At 62.2% G+C, this 18030-nt stretch carries 14 protein-coding genes; 9 read left to right on the forward strand and 5 right to left on the reverse strand.

Translation table 11 applies throughout. The annotated features are described in order from the left end of the window. Nucleotides 1-20: 20 nt before the first annotated feature. Nucleotides 21-1073, forward strand: coding sequence for a glycerophosphodiester phosphodiesterase family protein (locus VJ464_06085; protein ID HKQ04681.1), 1053 nt, complete (start codon nucleotides 21-23; stop codon nucleotides 1071-1073). 54 nt (nucleotides 1074-1127) lie between these two features. Continuing rightward, entirely contained in the window at nucleotides 1128-2429 is a 1302-nt protein-coding gene (locus tag VJ464_06090) for an RNA-binding domain-containing protein (GenBank protein ID HKQ04682.1), read from the forward strand. A gap of 99 nt (nucleotides 2430-2528) precedes the next feature. Here VJ464_06090 and VJ464_06095 read toward each other — a convergent pair whose 3' ends face one another. After that, nucleotides 2529-3776 carry a VWA domain-containing protein gene (locus VJ464_06095; GenBank protein HKQ04683.1) on the reverse strand — a complete coding sequence of 416 codons (1248 nt, stop codon included), beginning with the start codon at nucleotides 3774-3776 and terminating at the stop codon, nucleotides 2529-2531. 167 nt (nucleotides 3777-3943) lie between these two features. Between VJ464_06095 and VJ464_06100 the strand changes: the two genes are divergently transcribed. Continuing rightward, entirely contained in the window at nucleotides 3944-4273 is a 330-nt protein-coding gene (locus tag VJ464_06100; protein ID HKQ04684.1) for a helix-hairpin-helix domain-containing protein, read from the forward strand. 119 nt (nucleotides 4274-4392) lie between these two features. Here the strand turns inward: VJ464_06100 and VJ464_06105 are convergent, their stop codons facing one another. Next, nucleotides 4393-5361, reverse strand: coding sequence for a DUF4436 family protein (locus VJ464_06105; protein ID HKQ04685.1), 969 nt, complete (start codon nucleotides 5359-5361; stop codon nucleotides 4393-4395). A gap of 199 nt (nucleotides 5362-5560) precedes the next feature. Here VJ464_06105 and VJ464_06110 point away from each other — a divergent pair, with 199 nt between their 5' ends. From VJ464_06110 to VJ464_06135, 6 genes are all read left to right on the forward strand, one after another. Then, the gene (locus VJ464_06110; GenBank protein HKQ04686.1) at nucleotides 5561-6619 is read left to right on the forward strand and encodes an asparaginase; all 1059 of its coding nucleotides are present in this window, start codon (nucleotides 5561-5563) and stop codon (nucleotides 6617-6619) included. Beyond that, nucleotides 6616-7740: an aminotransferase class V-fold PLP-dependent enzyme gene (locus tag VJ464_06115; protein HKQ04687.1), complete on the forward strand. Its 1125-nt coding sequence runs from the start codon at nucleotides 6616-6618 to the stop codon at nucleotides 7738-7740. Before VJ464_06110 ends, VJ464_06115 begins: the two co-directional genes overlap by 4 nt. A gap of 24 nt (nucleotides 7741-7764) precedes the next feature. Next, a complete protein-coding gene (locus tag VJ464_06120; GenBank protein ID HKQ04688.1) occupies nucleotides 7765-9846 on the forward strand; it encodes an amidohydrolase family protein in 2082 nt (693 codons plus the stop codon). Nucleotides 9847-9990: 144 nt separating this feature from the next. Beyond that, nucleotides 9991-10566: an AAA family ATPase gene (locus VJ464_06125; protein HKQ04689.1), complete on the forward strand. Its 576-nt coding sequence runs from the start codon at nucleotides 9991-9993 to the stop codon at nucleotides 10564-10566. A 36-nt stretch (nucleotides 10567-10602) separates the two neighbouring features. Continuing rightward, nucleotides 10603-11028, forward strand: a complete 426-nt coding sequence (locus VJ464_06130) for a PEGA domain-containing protein (GenBank protein HKQ04690.1) — start codon at nucleotides 10603-10605, stop codon at nucleotides 11026-11028. Nucleotides 11029-11248: 220 nt separating this feature from the next. Beyond that, complete coding sequence (locus VJ464_06135) at nucleotides 11249-12250, forward strand: hypothetical protein (GenBank protein HKQ04691.1); 1002 nt, start codon at nucleotides 11249-11251, stop codon at nucleotides 12248-12250. A gap of 131 nt (nucleotides 12251-12381) precedes the next feature. Here VJ464_06135 and VJ464_06140 read toward each other — a convergent pair whose 3' ends face one another. From VJ464_06140 to metH, 3 genes are all read right to left on the reverse strand, one after another. Further along, on the reverse strand, nucleotides 12382-13176 hold the full coding sequence (locus VJ464_06140; protein HKQ04692.1) for a thioredoxin domain-containing protein: 795 nt from the start codon (nucleotides 13174-13176) through the stop codon (nucleotides 12382-12384). A 36-nt stretch (nucleotides 13177-13212) separates the two neighbouring features. Then, a complete protein-coding gene (locus VJ464_06145; protein ID HKQ04693.1) occupies nucleotides 13213-14352 on the reverse strand; it encodes a HAMP domain-containing sensor histidine kinase in 1140 nt (379 codons plus the stop codon). Nucleotides 14353-14438: 86 nt separating this feature from the next. Next, entirely contained in the window at nucleotides 14439-17927 is a 3489-nt protein-coding gene (gene metH / locus VJ464_06150) for a methionine synthase (protein HKQ04694.1), read from the reverse strand. Nucleotides 17928-18030: the final 103 nt, after the last annotated feature.

Here is an 18030-nt window from a genome sequence, read left to right on the forward strand (position 1 = left end):
CCGCAGCGAAAGGAATGCTCATGCCTGGATCATCTCTGCCCTTACACGCCCGCCCGCAATCTGTCTGGCGCTGGCTGACGCTTTCGCTTCTGCTCCTGCTTACGGTTCCGGCGACTTTGGCAGGCCGCGCAGATCAACCGGCGCGCAAGCCGCTGCTCGTCGCCCACCGCGGCGCGTCCGGTTACGCGCCGGAGCATACGCTGGCGGCCTACGAAATCGCTATCCAGCAAGGAGCCGATTTCGTCGAGCAGGATTTGCAAATCACCAAAGACGGGGCGCTGATCTGCATGCACGACCCGGAGATGAGCCGCACGACGAACGTCGCCGAGGTCTTTGCTGACCGCGCCACCGTGCGCGACCCCGAAGAAACCGGCAAGCCGCACCGCGGCTATTTTGTGTTTGACTTTACGCTCGCTGAAATCAAGCGGCTCGACGCCGGCTCGTGGTTCAACCGCGCCAACCCGTTTGCGGCGCGACCGGAATACGCCGGCCAGCGCGTGCCGACGCTGGAAGAGACGATTGCCTTTGTCGGCCCGCGCGCCGGCCTTTACATCGAACTGAAGCATTATCCGTTTTACAAGCGGCTGGGGTTTGACATGGCCGCACAGCTCGTGACGATGCTGAAAGCGCGCGGCTTCGAGCGCGCGCCGGAGCGCATCTTCATCCAGTCATTCTTCAAAGAAGCGCTGCTCAGCATGCAGCAACTCGCGCCGCGCTACCGGCGTGTGCAGTTGCTGCCGATGGAAGACGCCGGGCGCAAGGATGATTCGGCCAGGATCACCGCTCAACTGGCGCAAGAGATTGCCCGCTATGCGCAAGGCGCGGGGCCGAACAAGTCCATGCTCAAAGACGCCGCCGACGTAGCGACGCTGCATGCCGCCGGCCTGGTCATTCACCCATACACTTTTCGCGGCCAGACGCTGCCGGTCGTGCGCCGCCCGCTCGACGAAAAACAGGCCAACGGCGCATCGGTGCGCGACAACATCATCACCGACATCCGGCGCTATCTCGGTTACGGCATAGATGGCGGCTTTACGGATTATCCGCAACTTTGGCGAGAAGCGACGCGGTGATCCGTCGCCTGACCGCCGGCGGTGTGCTATGATTTTGCCGACTAAGAGGCGATCATGGCACGGGGCAAAAAGTTCCGCCCGACGAGGCGCATCCCAGACACCGAGCGGTCGCTGTTCGAGCAAAAGCTGACAGGCCGCTACACACGCACCCTCGACCGCACGGACTTGCTCAATCTCGTCCGCGGCGGCGAAGACACTCACCTCGAATTCAAAATCCGTCTGGTCAACGCCGACAAGATCGCCGCGGAGATCGTGGCGATGGCGAATGCCGGCGGCGGCGCGATTCTTTTCGGCGTCAACGACCAGCGGCGCGTCGAAGGTCTGGACGATCCCGAACAGGTCGAAGACGAGCTGATCGATATCTGCCGCAACCAGATCAAGCCGGCCATCCTGCCGCGCCTGGATAAAGTCGCCTTTGACAACGGCGCGCGCATCGTCGTGCTGCAAGTGGATGATCGCCGCGCGCCTTATCAAACAATCGATCATCGCTACTACATCCGCATTGGCTCGACCAAGCGCGAAGCCGACGGCACAGAGATCGCCGCGCTGTTCGCGCGCTCGCGCGTCGCCGCGCTCGAAGACATGCCAATGACCAGTACGTCTATCGAAGACATTGACGAGGCGCTGGTCTGGAGCTACGTCCGCGATCTCGAAGGCGAAACTTTTCGCGAGCCTGCCGGCTACCCGACCGCCGCGGCCATGCGTGACCTCAGACTGGCGGCCGATTACGGCGCCGCGGTGACGCCGACGATGGCCGGCTTTTTACTCTTCGGTCGCAGCGCAGCGGTCGAGCGCGTGCTGCCGCAGAGCCGCCTGACGCTGATGCGTTATTCGGGCACGGCGCTGACCGCGCCGATCATCGAGCAGGTCGAATTCGTCGGCAACATCACCTCGCTGTTTGACCGCGCCGCGCAGTTCATTCGGCGCTATGTAGACCTCTGGGATGCGCGCCCGCCGCGCTCGGCGCAAACCGCCGCGCCCGGGGATGAAGCAGCGCCGGTACGCGCCCGCGCCAACTACCTGCGCGATGCGGTGCTGGAAGGGCTGACGAATCTGCTGGTGCATCGTGACTACGCGATGGTCGCCGCGCCGTCGCGGGTGTTGATCTTCGACGACCGCATGGAGATGATCAACGCCTGCCGCACGAATGGCACAACGAAGAAGTCGGTCGAGTATGGCGCAACCTTGCGCTTGAACCCGCGCCTGCATCGCGTCTTCACCAGTCCCGAATACGGCATCGAGTCGGCGCGACGCGGCATCCCATTGCTGCGCCGCGAGCATTTTGCCTTCACCCGCCGCGAACCGCGCCTGTCGCTGTTGAATGACGAATTCCGCCTTGAGCTTTACGGGATTTAAGGAAAATGACGAATGAGAAATGATGAATGATGAATTACCGAAAGCTGCTGAACCGCAACGGGCGCAAGCTCCGGCAGTTTATCATTCATCATTTCCTACCTACGGCTCGTCGGGCGCGAAGTATTGGTTGCGCCCGTGGACGTAGTATTCCGGGTGGTTGCGCACGCTGATCTTGACATGGCGCGGCTTGCCGTCGCGCGCCGCGTTCGTCGGGTAATAACCGATGACGTATCGTTGGTTGATGTCTTTGAGAATCGTGGCGTAGATGCCTTCGGCCTGTTCGGGCCTTTCCAGGTACGCCATCCAGCCGCCGGTCATCATTGCCACGCGCCCCGCCGCCTTTTGCCCTTCGACAAACATATCCGTGTAGAGTTTGATCTTGTAAGCGTCGCGCGGATTGTCAGGATCGATGGACGCGTGCCACCACTTCTGCAACAGCTCGCCGCCGCGCTGATACAGCTGCGAGGGCGGCAGGCCGACCAGGCGCGCATTGGTCATGACGGAATAGATCGTGGCGCGCGATTTCTTAGCCGCGTCAAAGATGTCGCCGAGGCCATAATCTTCGGAAGCCAGGCCATTGCTGAAGAAGGCAAAGCGCTCGGCATCCGGCTGATCTCTGAACGACACCGCCTGATCGCCGTCGGTTTGAAAGATGATGATGGGCCGGCGCTGCTCGTCACTAATCAACTCGCGGAGCGCCGCAAACAGCGCCGTGAATTGCCAGCTATGACTGTGGCGGTTGGGGTCACTCGCGCGCTTCTCGACTTTGTCGAGCGCCGCCGCGAGCTTCGCTTTGTCATGGGTAAAGTCACACACCAGGTCTACGTCATCGGTGATGATGGCCATCTCGTCGGCGGCATTCAATTGATTGATCAGCACCTGGGCGGCGCGGATGCTGGTTTCGATAAACGGGCGCTGGCTGCCGCTCCAATCGATCAGCAAGATGATCGAGCGCGGCATATCCACATCATCGCCGCGCGCCAAGGTCGCGACCAATTGCGGCTGGTCGTCTTCGCTGACGACGAAGTCATCTTTGCCGAGCCCTTCGATAACGCGTGTGTGATTGGCATCGGTGACCAGCACATCAAAGGTCACAAGCAGAGTCTTGAGCTTGACCGGCGTCTCGGCATCGTCTTTGGCTGCCGGCTTCTTGCCGTTTGCTTTTTCGGGCTTTTCGACGGCAGCCTGTTTCGCCTTATCCCACTTCAAGCGTTTGAGGCTGGAACCGAACTTCTCATGCTTGGCTTTCTGCTCATCGGCTTTCGAGGCGCGCGCAGGCCATACGGCGAGACAGAGGCTGAAGCCGATCACCAGGGCAAGGGCGCTGCGGCGAAAAATGACTGGCATCGTGAACGACCTTGAGAATGAGAACTGGCCGTCGCCCGCGGCTTCAGGCCGCGGGCGACTATAATATTGTATGCGCCGCGCGGCGCGCAGACAATCCGCCATGTCGCGCCCTGCTACGGCGTGCTATGGTTAGCGCCTGAAGCTGGTTGTTGATCGCTGGAGGCGTTGTGAGAAGAAGACTGACAATCCCGGCTCTGGCGCTCGTGGCGCTTCTGCCGGCGGCTTGCAACCGCAAGCCCGAAAAGCTGGATGCGCCCGCCGCCGACAATCGCAATCTGGCCGCGACCGCCACCGCGCATCAACCGTGCGTGAATCTGAATCGAGCCAGCGCCGAAGAGCTGAGGCAACTGCCCGGCATCGGCGAAGTGATGAGCCGCCGCATCATCGAATACCGCGAGCATCATGGCCCATTTCGCCGTCCCGCCGAGATCATCATCATCGAAGGCTTCAGCGAGAAGAAGTACCGCGCCATCGCCGACCTCATCTGCGGGGAGTGACGAGTGACGAGTGACAAGTGACAAGAGCGTGTTGCTATTGCTGCAACGCTTTCCCACTCATCACTCATTACTCATCACTCGTCACTTCTTGTCACTTGTCACTCGTCACTTGTCACTGTTTACGATGGGCGGCGCACGACCCACAGCGTAATGATCGTCACCAGCAGGATGGCGATCATCGCCTCGGCCCAGAAGAAGGAGAGGTAATCGCTGTAAGTGCCGAGCGGCGGCACGCCCGGCTGGCTGTTGCGCATGGCCGGGAAGGCGAAGAGCATCGCCCCGTACAGGCTCATCGCGCCGAGTTCGATCTTACGCCCGCCGAGCCAGAAGCGCAGCATCATCACCGTCGCCACTGCCATCAGGCAGAGCATCAACACCATCACGAAGGTCGAGAAGAAGACCACCGTCTTAGAGCGCGAAATCTTCATCTCGATGCCGGTGTAGCCGACCTCGCTCTCTTTGTCTTTCTCGGCTTCGAGCTTGAGGCCGGGGATCGAGCCTTCGAACTCGACCGCCATCGGCACCGGCTCGTTGGTGTCATAGATGCTGGCTTTCTGCGGCGGCTTCGGCGTGGGGTGTTCTTCATCGCCGCTCTCAGCTTTGGGCTGCTCCGGCTTGGCTTCGGGCGCTGCCGGCGTCGTCATAATCATCGTCAATTCCGCCTCGTGTACGTCGAACGGATAATCGCTCGCCTGGCCATCGAGCGAGATCGTCACGTCCATCGGGTTCATGCGCTTGCCCTTTTCAAACTTGTGCTCCTGCTTGCCGGTGGCGCTGTTGAGGTAGAGCGTCAGGTCATGGGCCGGCGACAGCTCATCTTTGGCCATCTCGCCTTCGGGGTCGAAAGCCATGCGCACCGTCATGTCGCCTTTGATCGGATCAACGGCAATGACCTTGATGTCTACCTTGATGTAGTCGTTGTCGGCGGTCTGTTTGTCCGAGATGTGAAACGAGCGGTTGGCGCCCTCCTGACTATACCCGCGCAATACGGTTATATAGGCGACGGCGAGTAAGAGGAGCGCGACGATGGCGATGATGATACCCACAATGTTGCGCTTGCTGGCGGGCTGCGCCTGAGCTGCTGACATAGATTTGATCTCCTTTGAGTTGGGGTGAGAGGCGAAAAAGCTTGACTGAGCGAAATCTTGACGTGCGAGTTATACAGAATGCGCGCCCGCTTGTCCAGGCTCGCAACTCAAGCGCGCGGCTCACCGGGCGCGGCTGATTGATGGTTGGCCGGGCGTGCGGTAAATTTAGAGTTCGCAGACCGACCGTGAAAGGCAGGCCATGAGCAACCCGCTTCCCGTGCTCGCCGAAGTCCGGCGCGGCCCCATCGTCGAATCGTGGCATCGCGGCGTCATCGTCATCGCGGATCCCGACGGCCATCTCGTTTTCAGCTATGGCGACGCCGACCTCGTCACCTCGACGCGCTCGACCATCAAGCCCATTCAGGCGTTGCCCATCATTCTGAGCGGCGCGGCGGATCATTACCAGTTGTCGCCGCGCGAGCTGGCCGTCGCCTGCGCCTCGCACGAAGGCGAAGCGATTCACACCGAAACCGCCGCGCACATGCTGGCGCGTGTTGGCTTGGACGAATCGGCCCTGCGCTGCGGCGCGCACGCGCCGTATCACGCCGCGACCGCCCGCCAGCTTGAGCGCGACGGCCTGCCCTTCAATCAACTGCACAACAACTGTTCGGGCAAGCACGCAGGCATGCTGGTGACCGCCGTGCATCGCGGCCTTGAAACCGAAGACTATGTCGCGGCGACACATCCCGTGCAGCTCGACATCGTCGAGGCACTGGCGCGGCTCGGCGATCTGCAAGCGCCCTTGCCGACGGCGATTGACGGATGCAGTGCGCCGACCTTCGGCGTGCCTTTGCGCGGGCTTGCGGTCGCCGCCGCGCGACTCGCCAACGCCTGTTGCGACGGGGCGGCGCAGGTCGCGCTTGACCCTGAGACGGCGGCCGCCGCGCGCCGCCTGGTCAACGCTATGGTCGCCTATCCCGAAATGATCGGCGGCACCGAGGGACGCTTCGACACAGACCTGATGCGGGCGGCGCGCGGCAAGCTGATGGCCAAGGTCGGAGCCGAAGCCGTCTATTCGGTCAGCGTCCTGCCGTCGGAAAAATATCCGCGCGGGCTCGGCCTCGCCTTCAAGATGGAAGACGGCTCGTATCGCGGCCTCGGCCCTACGGTCGTCGAAACGCTCAGGCAGATCGGCGTGCTTGACGAGACCGAAACCATGCAGTTAACCACTTACCATCGCCCGGTGATTGAAAACCGGCGCGGCCTGCACGTCGGCGAAGTGCGGGCGATCTTCGATCTCAGGTTGAATCAACAATGAACGACGCGATCCGCGCTCTCTTTCCGGTAACTGAAAAATACGTCTATCTGAACCACGCCGCCGTCTCGCCCCTGTCAACGCGAGTGCGCGACGCAATGAATCAACTGATTGACGACGTGACGCTGAATGGCTCGGTGAATTACGCCGGCTGGTTGGAGGCGTATGAGCAGGCGCGGGCCTCGGCGGCGCGGCTGGTCAACGCTCGTCCGTTAGAGATCGCTTTTATGCGCAACACCTCTGACGCCATCTCGGCGGTCGCCAACGGGCTGGCGTGGCGGGCCGGCGACAACATCGTCACTAACAACGTCGAGTTCCCCGCGAACGTCTACCCGTGGATGCGCATCGCCGAGCGTCATGGCGTCACGATCAAGAAGGCCGCTGAGCGCGACGGGCGCATTGACACGGACGAGTTGCTGGCGCTCGTGGACGAGCGCACACGCGTCGTGACGATGAGCTGGGTGCAGTTTGCAAGCGGCTTACGCGCCGACATTCAACGTATCGGGCGCTTTTGCCGCGAGCGCGGCGTGCTCTTTTTCATAGACGTGATTCAAGGACTCGGCGGCTTGCGGCTCGACATCGAGCGCGATCACGTAGATGCGTTCGCGGCTGACGCTCACAAATATCTGCTCGGCCCCGAAGGCGTCGCGGTGATGTATATCTCTGAGCGCGTGCTGGAGCAGGTCGAGCCTACGGTGGTCGGCTGGACATCGGTGAAGCACTGGGAAGATTACCTCGATTACCGCCTGGATTACCGCGAAGGCGCGTTGCGCTTCGAGTGCGGCACGCTGAACACGGCGGGCGTCTATGGCATCGGCGCGGCCATTGATCTGTTCTTAGAAGTCGGCCCCGCTGCCATAGAAGCGCACCTGCTCGGCTTGAACGATTATCTGGCCGAGCAGTTGAGTGGCAAAGGTTACCACGTCGTCAGCTCGCGGCGTCCGGGCGAAACTTCGGGCATCGTCTGCTGCACGCACCCGCGCTACGCGCCGTCGCAGTTGTATCACCACCTGCTAGAGCGCCACATCGTCACGGCGCCGCGTGTCGGGCGGCTGCGCCTGTCGCCGCACTTTTACAACACCCGCGACGACATTGATGCGCTGATCGCGGCGCTGCCGGAATAAACCAGAATTAAGGAGAAAGGTCGGATGAGAAGATGGCTTCTTGCCGTATTGCTGCTCACCTGTTCGCTTTCCGCGAATGTCGCTCTGGCAGAGGGTCAAGCGCCGCAGCGGCGCACGGTTGCGGTTGACCACGGCGCGCAAGACCCGGCGGTGTCGCCCGATGGCGCGCAACTGGCGGTTTCTATTCTCGGCAAAATCTGGCTGCTGCCCATCGGCGGCGGCGACGCCCAACAACTCAGCGAAGGCTTCGGCTGGGACACTCACCCCGCCTGGTCGCCTGATGGGCAGTTCGTCGCCTACGCTCACCAGTTGCCGAGCGGCACCGATTTGATTGTAAGGAATCTTACTACCGGCAACTCGACCGCCATTTATCACTCGGAGTCCGAGATCGGCCAGATCGCCTACCATCCAAAAGGCGGCGAAGTCTTCTTCATCGTCGAGCGCTCGCAATACGACGCGCACCTGTTCCGCATCGCGCCCGGCGGCGAAGCCAAGCAATTAACCCACGGCGAGAACTGGCACGAGTGGTCGTTCGCGCTCTCGCCCGACGCCCGCGAGGTCTTTCTCGATTCGGGCCATTATGGCGGCAGCGACCTTTATCGCATCCAGCTCGATTCGATGCAGATGACGCGGCTGACGCGCACGCCTGTGCATGAGCACGACGTCGCGTGGAGCCGCGACGGCAAATCGTGGGCCTTCATTCAGACAGACAACGGCGTTGACCGCGTGATGGTGCAGCCGTCAGGCAGCAGCGCCGCCCGCGCCGTCTATTCGAGCGCTTACGATCAGAAGCAGATGACGCTGCTGCCCGACGGTCAAACGGCGGTGCTGTGCGCGGCGAGAAAGCTCTATCGCTTGAACCTGGGGTCGGGAGCCATCGCGCCCATCGCTTTTACGGCGCGCTTCGTTGTGCCGCAACAGGCCCGCGCCGATCTGGTCATCACCAATGCGCGCCTGCTCGATCCGGGCACGGGCCGCGCTTTGCCGAGCGCCTCCGTCGTCATCCGCGACGGGCGCATCAGCGAAGTTCACGCCGGCCAGGAGGCCGCCGGCTTGCCCGCGGGCGTGCCGGTGCTGGACGCCGCGGGCAAGACCCTGATGCCCGGCCTGATGGACAACCACTATCACTATTGGAGCGCCTTTGACGGTGGCTCGCTGGTCGCGCGCGGCGTCACAGAGATACGCGATCCGGGCGTCGCCATCTCGATGAGCATGAACTTCAAGGAAGCCATCGCGCTTGGCCTGCTCGAAGGGCCGGACATCTACACCTGCGGGCCGTTGATTGATGGGCTGGATGGCTATCACCCTTATGTTGATGTTGAATTGACGCGCCCCGAAGCTGCCGCGCCGCTCGTCCGCGCCTTGAAAGCGCAGGGCGTGGACGCGCTCAAGGTCTACTTCATGCTCGACCCCGAAGTGCTGCGCGCCGTCGTCAAAGAGGCGCGGCGCGAGGGCCTGCCGGTGACCGGCCACATCGGCGTGCGCACGGGCTGGCGCGAGGCGATGGATGCAGGCATCAGCGGCTTTAGTCACATTCGCCTCTGGCGCGATATGCTGCCGCTTGAGCGCCAGCCGCAGGGCGACAACGAAAGCCTCGATGCCAGCAAGAACTTAATCGCCCGCATGCAAGCCAACTGGAGCGACATCGACCCGGACGGGCCGGCCACCGGCGAGATCATCAAGCTGATGCTCCAGCACCACGTCGGCTTCGACCCGACGCTGGTCATCCAGCGCATCCCGGAAGCCGACCGCCGCCGCTATGGCATCGAGCAGTTCGCCATCGTCAAAGACAGTTACCGGCGCATGGCGCGCTTCGTCGCCCGCGCCGAACGGATGGGCGTGCTGCTGCTGGCCGGCACCGATAACGAGAACCTTTTTGATGAGCTTGACGCCTACGCCGCCGCCGGTGTGCCGAACCTGGCAATCTTGAAAGCGGCAACCGTCAACGGCGCAACGTGGCTCGGCAAACAGAGCGACTTCGGCACGATTGAGGCGGGCAAGCGCGCCAATCTCATTCTTGTTGATGGCGACCCGCTGAAAGATGTGAAAGAGCTGCGCCGCATCAGCGTCGTCATCAAGAACGGCCGCATCGTCTTCAGAAAGTAAAGCCGGACTTGAACCGCCAAGACGCCAAGGACGCCAAGAGAACACAGAGCTTTTCTTGGCGTCCTTGGCGTCTTGGCGGTTCATCTTTACGCCGCCGGCTGTTAGAATCTTCGCGCTCAAGAACGTTCACGGAGGTCAGGGGATTTGTTCAAGGTCGCACTGGTAGGCACACACGGCGTCGGCAAAACGACGGTGGCGTATGAGCTGGGCGGCGCCATCAAACGACGGGGCCGCACCGTCGAGCTGATTACGGAAATCGCCCGCGAATGTCCGTTCGCGCTCAACGATCAGGCGAGCCGCGAGGCGCATCAATGGATCATCGCCCGCCAGGTACAGCTCGAAATTGAAAAACGCCCGCGCGCCGAAGTCTTGATCTGCGACCGCTCGGTGCTGGACAACTTCGCCTACTATGCGCGGCTCTATGGCACCGCCGGCGAGCAGGCCGAAGCGCTGCTCGGCTACTGTCGCGCCTGGACCAGCACCTATGATCTGCTGGTGCGGCTGCCGGTGATGGCGCCGCTTACGGACGACGGCTTCCGCTCGACCGACGTGGCGTTTCAACATGAGATCGAGCACTGGTGCGACGAGTTATTCGAGGGGCGTTACGACGAGCAGAGCCGTCCCACCTACATCCGTCACCTGCTGGCCGCAAGCGACATCGCCGGCTATATCCTGGCCTGTTGCGCCGAGCGCGCGCCGCAGGCAATGCGGATGAAATAACTTTCGCTTGAGCTTCTATCATCAGGGGGAATTCGCATGACGGTAACACGCCGCGCACTGCTGGTATTCGCCGCTCTCATCCTGTCGGCTCTCGCCGCTTGCTCGCCGGCCTCGAACCAGAACGCCGCGCCCGGCAACACCAACGCCGCGAGGCCCACGGCCAACACCAACACCGCCAATCTGAACGCAGCCAACACCAACGCGGCGGCGAAATCGAAGCCCGGCACCGGCAGCCTCGAAATCGCTTCGACGCCGCCGAGCGCCGGCATCACGATCATCCCGACCACCGAAGACAGCGCCGGCACGCCGCAAGCCTATGGCGCGACGCCGGCAACGATCAACGACCTGACGCCGGGCAAATACACCGTCAACCTGAACAAGCCCGGCTATAAGAATTTTCAGAAGGAAGTCACGGTCAAGGCCGGCGCGACAGTCACCGTCAACGCCGCGCTCAGGAAGTAATGGCCGAGTGTGCCGTGCCGAGCGAAAGTAATCCAACAAACAATTGACAAGCCCGATGGGCGCTGCTATTGTAGGCGGGCCTCCGGCAGGCTCTCCGCATTCTTCCCCTCAGGAAGAACGCGAGCCCCGGCAGGCAGCCGGTTGTACAATTGGTGGGAATCTCAAGTACAAGCAAGCAGGCTTGTATACCGCAAACCAAATTCAAAGTCTAAAGGAGCTAATGATGAAGATCGTGTTCCGTCTCGCTTACGTCATGGCGTTGCTTGCCATTTTTGGCTTGTCCAGCAGCGCCTTTGCACAGGAAACGCAGTCGGCGCGTCACAAAGCGCCCGCCGAGGAGGTTGCGCCGGGCCAGGATCAAGACAACGTCGAGCTGCCCAAGGTCATTTACCGCTCGTTGGATAATCTCGGCACGGACGAAAATCGCAACGTCCATGGGCGGGTCGGGAGCCGCGGCAAATTCTCGACCCTGGCAGTGCCGCAAAACGGCATCCAGTTTCACGGCGGCCCGGTGATGCGCACCACCAAGAACGTCTATTACATCTGGTACGGCAACTGGAGCGGCAACAGCGCCGTGACCATCCTGACCGACCTGGCCAACAGCATCGGCGGCTCGCCGTACTTCAACATCAACACCACCTACACGGATGGCGCCGGCACGGCGATCACCAATTCCGTCACCTATGCCGGCAGCACGACCGACAATTACTCGCGCGGCACGCGGTTGTCTGACACGGCGATCCGCGGCGTTGTCAGCGACGCCATTACCAGCGGGCGCTTGCCGAAAGACACCAACGGCATTTATTTCGTGCTGACCTCGCAGGACGTGACGGCGACCTCTGGCTTCTGCTCGCGCTACTGCGGCTGGCACACAGCCGCGTCGATCAGCGGCAGCGACATCAAGTATTCCTTCGTCGGCAACGCGGCGCGCTGCCTGTCGTCGTGCGCGGCGCAAAGCACCGGCCCGAACGGCAATGCCGGAGCTGATGGCATGGCCTCGATCATCTCCCACGAGCTTGAAGAAGCCGTGACCGACCCCGACCTCAACGCCTGGTATGATTCGAGCGGCGAGGAAAATGCCGACAAGTGCGCCTGGACGTTCGGCACTACGTCTACGGCGGGCAACGGCTCGAAGTACAACATGACGCTCGGCTCGCGCAACTATCTCATCCAGCAGAACTGGGTGAACGCCTCGGGCGGCTTCTGCGCCAAGTCGCACTAAGCCGGCCATCACGATGTGTGCAACCGCGTAGCGAACAAATTGCGGGGCCCGCCACAGCGCCCCGCGACCAGCATAAAAGCCACCGGCAAGCGCTTGCCGGTGGCTTTGACTTTTTGTAGAGCGGAACTGGCTTACTGTTTGCCCGGCGCGGCGAGCATCTTGTCGAGCGCCGCCTTGAACTCGTCGTAAGTCTGCGCGCCAAGCAACACCTGCGAGACCCTGACGACCTGGCCGCCCGAATCGATCACGCCGATTAAGAAGGCCGGCGTGCCATCAATGCGCAAGCGTTCGGCAGAGGCGATGCTGCGCCGCACCGGGTTGCGGTATTTGTCCGTCGCCATGCACTCGTCGAAGCGCGCCGCGTCCAACCCGAGCGCGGCAGCGTGTTGTTTCAAGGCGTCGGGGCCGAGGGCATTCTGATTGGCAAACAGCCGCTCGTGCATCTCCCAGAACTTGCCCTGGTCGCCGGCGCAGCGCGAGGCCATCGCCGCCGCCATCGCCTGCGGGTGCATCTGGAGCGGCAGGTCGCGGAAGTAGTAACGCGCCTTGCCGCTCTTGATGTATTCGCCTTCCAGGCGCGGGAAGACTTCGCGCGCGTACTCGCCGCAGAACGGGCACTGATAATCCGAATACTCGATGACGGCGACGCGCGCCGTCGGGTTGCCCTTAAACGGCTCGCCGCCGACCGGCATGATGATCTCCTGCGGCGGCGGCGCAGCCGCTTCCTGAAACGATTGCAGAATTTTTTTGATCTCTTGCAGCTCTTTGAGGATTTGCTGCTGACCGGCTTTCAGCTCGTCAATCTGTTGTTGTAGCGCCGCCTCTTTCGACTGCGGCTTGTCGTCGCGCTTCTGCGCCAGCCCCGGCGACAGGCAGACAACACTGACGACGGCCGCCCCTATAAGCGAGCGGATGATTTGATTCATCACGGATTCCCTTTCTCGATTTTCATTGACCGTAGTTTAAGGAGCGGCGCTGGCGACCTTCTGGATCGGCAGCTTGATTGTAAAGGTGGCGCCGCGGTCTTCGCCGTCGCTTGCGACTTCGATGTTGCCGCCGTGAAGTTGGACCAGGTGGCGGACGATGGCCAGCCCCAACCCGAGGCCGCCGGCACGGCGGTCGGCCTGATCGCGCTGGCGAAAGCGCTCGAAGACGAAAGGGAGGAACTCTGCCGCGATGCCTCTGCCGGTGTCGCTGATGGTGATCTGCGCCTCGCCGTCTTGCTGGGCGAAGGCGGCGCGGACGCTGCCGCCCGCGGGCGTAAACTTGATCGCGTTCGAAAGCAGGTTGTTGAGAACTTGTCGCATGCGGTCAGGGTCGGCCAGGCAGTTGTCCTCTGAAGCGCCGTCCGCGACCTCAAGGCGAACCTCTTTGGCCTCTGCCGCTGGCCGCATGGCCGTCACGACGTCTTGCACGAGCAAGGCCAGGTTCACCGGGCGCATATCGAGTTGGAGTTTGCCGTTGATGATGCGAGCGGCGTCGAGCAGGTCATTAATCAGCTTGGCCTGCGCCTGGGCGTTGCGGTTGATGACGTTAACGGCCTGCACTTGCTCGGCATCTTTCAGCTCTTTGCCGAGGATGTGCGACCAGCCGAGAATGGCGTTGAGCGGCGTGCGCAGCTCGTGCGACACGGTCGCTAGAAAAACGTCCTTCTCGCGGTTGGCGGCTTCGGCCTGGGCGCGCGCCTTCTGCTCCTTTTCGTTGGCGACCAGCAGTTCGCTGGTGCGCTCGGCGACCTTCTTTTCAAGCTCCTCGTTCGCCCGCGCCAGCGCCGACTTGGCGCGCTGGTTGGCCTCGTTGAGCGAGCTGACCAGCAAGGCGACCAGCACGAACTCGGCGACGATGGGCAGGTCGTCCCAGGCCAGGCCGATGGCGTAGATCGGCTCGATGAAGAAGTAATCGAGCGCCAGCACCGACAGCAGGATCGTCAGGGTGGCGGCGCGCAGGCCGCTCCAGCGGGCGCTGATGACAACCGCCGCAAGAAAAAAGAGCGTGGGCGTTTCGCGGATCAGCGGCTTCAGCGCGAGGCTCAAAAGGATCGCCGCGATCAACGCGGCGGCGGAGATGAGGTAGCGTTTCGCAACCGAGGGCTTGTCGTCCATGCTCACCGCCGGCCATCAAAATTCAGGAGAGTCATTAAGAATCTAACTCGGCGGCGCGGCTTTGACAATCTTCAGACATCGGCGGATCAATCCGCCGTCGCTTCGGCCATCTCTGACGCGCCGACCGAAAAGTAAGCCGCATCGGGATGGTGAAAGACGAGCGCCGACACCGAGGCTTCCGGCTCCATCATGAAACCTTCCGTCAGCTGAACGCCGATCTCTTCGGGCCGGAGCAGGCGGAACAATCCGGCTTGCTGCTCAAGGTCGGGGCACGCCGGGTAGCCGAACGAATAGCGCTTGCCGCGATAGCGCGCTTGAAACAGCGACCGCCGCGATAGATCGTCCGCGTCGGCAAAGCCCCACAGCGCCCGCAACCGCGCGTGAATCCATTCTGCCGCCGCTTCCGCGGTCTCAAGCGCGAGCGCCTGCAACGCATAAGAGCGCAGGTATTCGCCCTGCTGTTTCGCCGCTTCGGCCAGCTCGCGGATGCCTTCGCCGGCGGTCGTCACAAACATGGCGATGTGATCGCGCTCAGCCACACGCCCCTCGCCGTCGCGCCGTGGCGGCAACACGTAATCGCTCAAAGCCAGCCCGTCGGGCTTGCGCTGCCGTGGGAAGGTGAAGCTCTCAACAGGCTCGCTCGCGCCGCGCCCGGCAAACAGGTGCAGGCGATTGCCGTCGCTTTCAGCCTCGAAGAATTGCCACAGCACGCGCACCTGCATCGCGCCGCGCCGGCACTCTTCTTTGACGCGCTCGATCTTCTCTTCCAGCTCGACGGCCTTGCGGTCGCCGGCAGCGATCAATTCGGTGAAGCGCCCGCGCAGGCCGAGATGCCGCCCGTAAAGCATCTGCGGGTTGATATAGCTCCAGACCTCGTCAAGGTCCGTGACCTTGATGGTGTGGCGGTCGAGGTCGGGCACCGCGGGAATTGGCACGTCGAGCGACACGCGCGAGCTGCGCTGTTCGCTCTCGTCAAAGATGACCGGCGGGGGCGCGGGCCGCGCGCCAAAATCCTGCTCGATCAATTCGGCTTCGAGCCGCAGGCGCTCGTCGGCGCTCATCAGGCGGTTGAGCGTGTCCAGTCCGTTCATCGCGTCGCTGCAATAGACCACCGTGTTGCTGTAAGCCGGCGCGATCTTGGTGCGCGTGAAGCGATTCGACAGCGCCGCGCCGCCGACGAGCAGCGGCACCTGCACGCCCGCGTTCTTCAAATCTTCCGCCGTCAGGACCATCTGCTGCGCCGATTTCACCAGCAGGCCCGACAGGCCGATCACGTCAGGCCGGTGCTCGCGCGCCGCCTGAATCAAAATCTCTGACGGAATCTTGATGCCGAGGTTGATCACCTCGTAGCCGTTGTTCGACAGGATGATGTCAACCAGGTTCTTGCCGATGTCATGCACATCACCCTTGACGGTCGCCAGCACAATGCGCCCGCGGATCGAGTCGGCGCGCTTCTCCATGAACTGCTCAAGGTGCGACACAGCGGCCTTCATCGCTTCGGCGGATTGCAGCACTTCGGCGACGATCAGCTCGTTGTTATTGAACAGCCGCCCGACCTCTTCCATGCCGCGCATCAATGGGCCGTTGATGATGTCGAGCGGCGCGGCCTGCTTGAGCTTCAAATCGAGATCGGCGATCAGCCCTTCTTTGGTGCCTTCGATGATGTAATTCGCCAGCCGCTCGTCTAAGGGCAAATCGCTCGCCACCTTCTTGGTGCGTGATGTCTGCGAGCGGAAGTGCGCCGCAAACGCCGCAATCGGGTCGCCGCCGCGATTCCATAACAAGTCTTCGGACAGGCGGCGCTCCGCTTCGGGAATCGAGGCGTAGCGTTCGAGCTTCTCGGAATTGACGATGGCCAGATCGAGCCCGGCCTTGGTGCAGTGATAGAGGAAGACCGAGTTCAAAACTTCGCGGCCCGCGTCTGGAAGCCCGAACGAAACATTGCTGATGCCCAGCACGGTCTTGACGTGCGGAATCGCTTCCTTGATGAGGCGCACCGCTTCGATGGTCTCGACGGCGCTGCCGACGTAGTTCTGATCGCCGGTGGCGCATGGAAAGACCAGCGGATCGATGATGATGTCTTCGGGCCGGATGCCGTAGTCTTCGGTGAGCAACTTCACAGAGCGTTCAGCGACCGCCAGCTTGCGCTCGCGGGTGACGGCCTGCGCCTGCTCCTTGTCTTCGTCAATGCAGCCGACGATCAGCGCCGCGCCGTACTTGCGCGCCAAGGGCGTAACGCGCTCGAATTTCTCCAGCCCGTCTTCGAGGTTGATCGAGTTGATGATCGACTTGCCCTGGCAATACGTCAGCGCCCGCTCGATGGCCACGGCGTCGGTCGTATCGATCATGATCGGCACTTTGATCAAGCGGTTCAGGCGGTCATAGAAGCGGTCAATGTCGTATAGCTCGTCGCGGTCGGCATTCTGCAAATTGACGTCAATGATCTGCGCGCCGCCTTTGACCTGCTGCCGCCCGACCTCGGCGGCCTCTTCGTATTTCTCTTCGGTGATCAGCCGCTTGAATTTGCGCGAGCCGACTTCATTGGTGCGCTCGCCGACGATGAGCGGGCGCTGGTCGTCGCTCGCTTCGACAAAGTCTATGCCTGAAAAGAGCGTGCGATGATGCGGCTGCCAGGCGCGCGGGCGCTTGCCCTCGACCATCTGCGCAAGCGCCCGGATGTGCGCCGCAGTCGTGCCGCAACAGCCGCCGACCAGATTGAGCCAGCCGTGATCGATGAACCGTTCGATGGTCGCCGCAAAAGTTTCGGGCGTTTCGCGGTACTGGCCGGTTTCGGGGTCGGGCAAGCCGGCGTTCGGCACACACGACACGCGCGTTTGCGCAATCGCCGCGACGCTGCGAACGTGGTCGGTCATCAGTTCAGGGCCAGTCGCGCAATTCAAGCCAATCGATAGCAAGTCGGCATGCGCCAGCGACACCGCTAAGGCTTCGGCGGTCTGCCCCGCGAGCATAGTTCCCATCACTTCAATCGTGCCCGATACCATCACCGGCAGGCGGACGCCAAGCTCGTCAAACACTTTCCAGATGCCGATGAGCGCGGCTTTCGTGGTGCGCGTGTCAAGCTGCGTTTCGACTAACAAGATGTCTGCGCCGCCCGTGACCAGTCCGGTGGCTTCCGCGTGAAAGGCGTTGATTAGCTCGTCGAAGGTGACGCCGCCGGTAACCGAGATCGATTTCGTCGTCGGCCCGATGGAGCCGGCGACAAAGCGCGGGCGATTCGTGGTCGAATACTCGGCGGCGGCCTGTCGCGCCAGCCGCGCGGCAGTTTCGTTCTGCTGGACGGCCAAATCCTGCAAGCCGTATTCGGCGAGAACGATGGGCGTGCCGCCGAAGGTGTTGGTCTCGATGATGTCGGCGCCGGCTTCGAGATAACCGCGATGGATGTCCAGCACGACATCGGGCCGCGTGAAGACGAGGTTCTCGTTGCAGCCCTCAAGCTGCGCGCCGCCGAAATCTTCGGCGGTCAACTGATGCGCTTGAATCGCCGTGCCGGTCGCGCCATCCAGCACAAGGATGCGCTCGGCCAGCAACTCTTCGAGTAGTTTTGTACGTTCCATATTCAGTAAGCAGGAAGCAGGAAGCAGGAAGCAGGAAGCAGTCGGAAGAAAGAGTGTGGGATCAGTCTCTCATTCCTGACTGCCTCCTGCCTCCTGCTTCCTG

The organism is Blastocatellia bacterium (genome assembly GCA_035275065.1).
Lineage (GTDB): Bacteria > Acidobacteriota > Blastocatellia > UBA7656 > UBA7656 > DATENM01.

Bases quoted from the DNA above. Each gene is read 5' to 3' on its own strand.
- VJ464_06140 (HKQ04692.1), bottom strand. From the start codon at position 13,176: ATGAATCAAATCATCCGCTCGCTTATAGGGGCGGCCGTCGTCAGTGTT.
- VJ464_06095 (HKQ04683.1), bottom strand. From the start codon at position 3,776: ATGCCAGTCATTTTTCGCCGCAGCGCCCTTGCCCTGGTGATCGGCTTC.
- VJ464_06135 (HKQ04691.1), top strand. From the start codon at position 11,249: ATGATGAAGATCGTGTTCCGTCTCGCTTACGTCATGGCGTTGCTTGCC.
- VJ464_06130 (HKQ04690.1), top strand. From the start codon at position 10,603: ATGACGGTAACACGCCGCGCACTGCTGGTATTCGCCGCTCTCATCCTG.
- VJ464_06110 (HKQ04686.1), top strand. From the start codon at position 5,561: ATGAGCAACCCGCTTCCCGTGCTCGCCGAAGTCCGGCGCGGCCCCATC.
- VJ464_06115 (HKQ04687.1), top strand. From the start codon at position 6,616: ATGAACGACGCGATCCGCGCTCTCTTTCCGGTAACTGAAAAATACGTC.
- VJ464_06145 (HKQ04693.1), bottom strand. From the start codon at position 14,352: ATGGACGACAAGCCCTCGGTTGCGAAACGCTACCTCATCTCCGCCGCC.
- VJ464_06085 (HKQ04681.1), top strand. From the start codon at position 21: ATGCCTGGATCATCTCTGCCCTTACACGCCCGCCCGCAATCTGTCTGG.
- metH (HKQ04694.1), bottom strand. From the start codon at position 17,927: ATGGAACGTACAAAACTACTCGAAGAGTTGCTGGCCGAGCGCATCCTT.
- VJ464_06105 (HKQ04685.1), bottom strand. From the start codon at position 5,361: ATGTCAGCAGCTCAGGCGCAGCCCGCCAGCAAGCGCAACATTGTGGGT.
- VJ464_06090 (HKQ04682.1), top strand. From the start codon at position 1,128: ATGGCACGGGGCAAAAAGTTCCGCCCGACGAGGCGCATCCCAGACACC.
- VJ464_06120 (HKQ04688.1), top strand. From the start codon at position 7,765: ATGAGAAGATGGCTTCTTGCCGTATTGCTGCTCACCTGTTCGCTTTCC.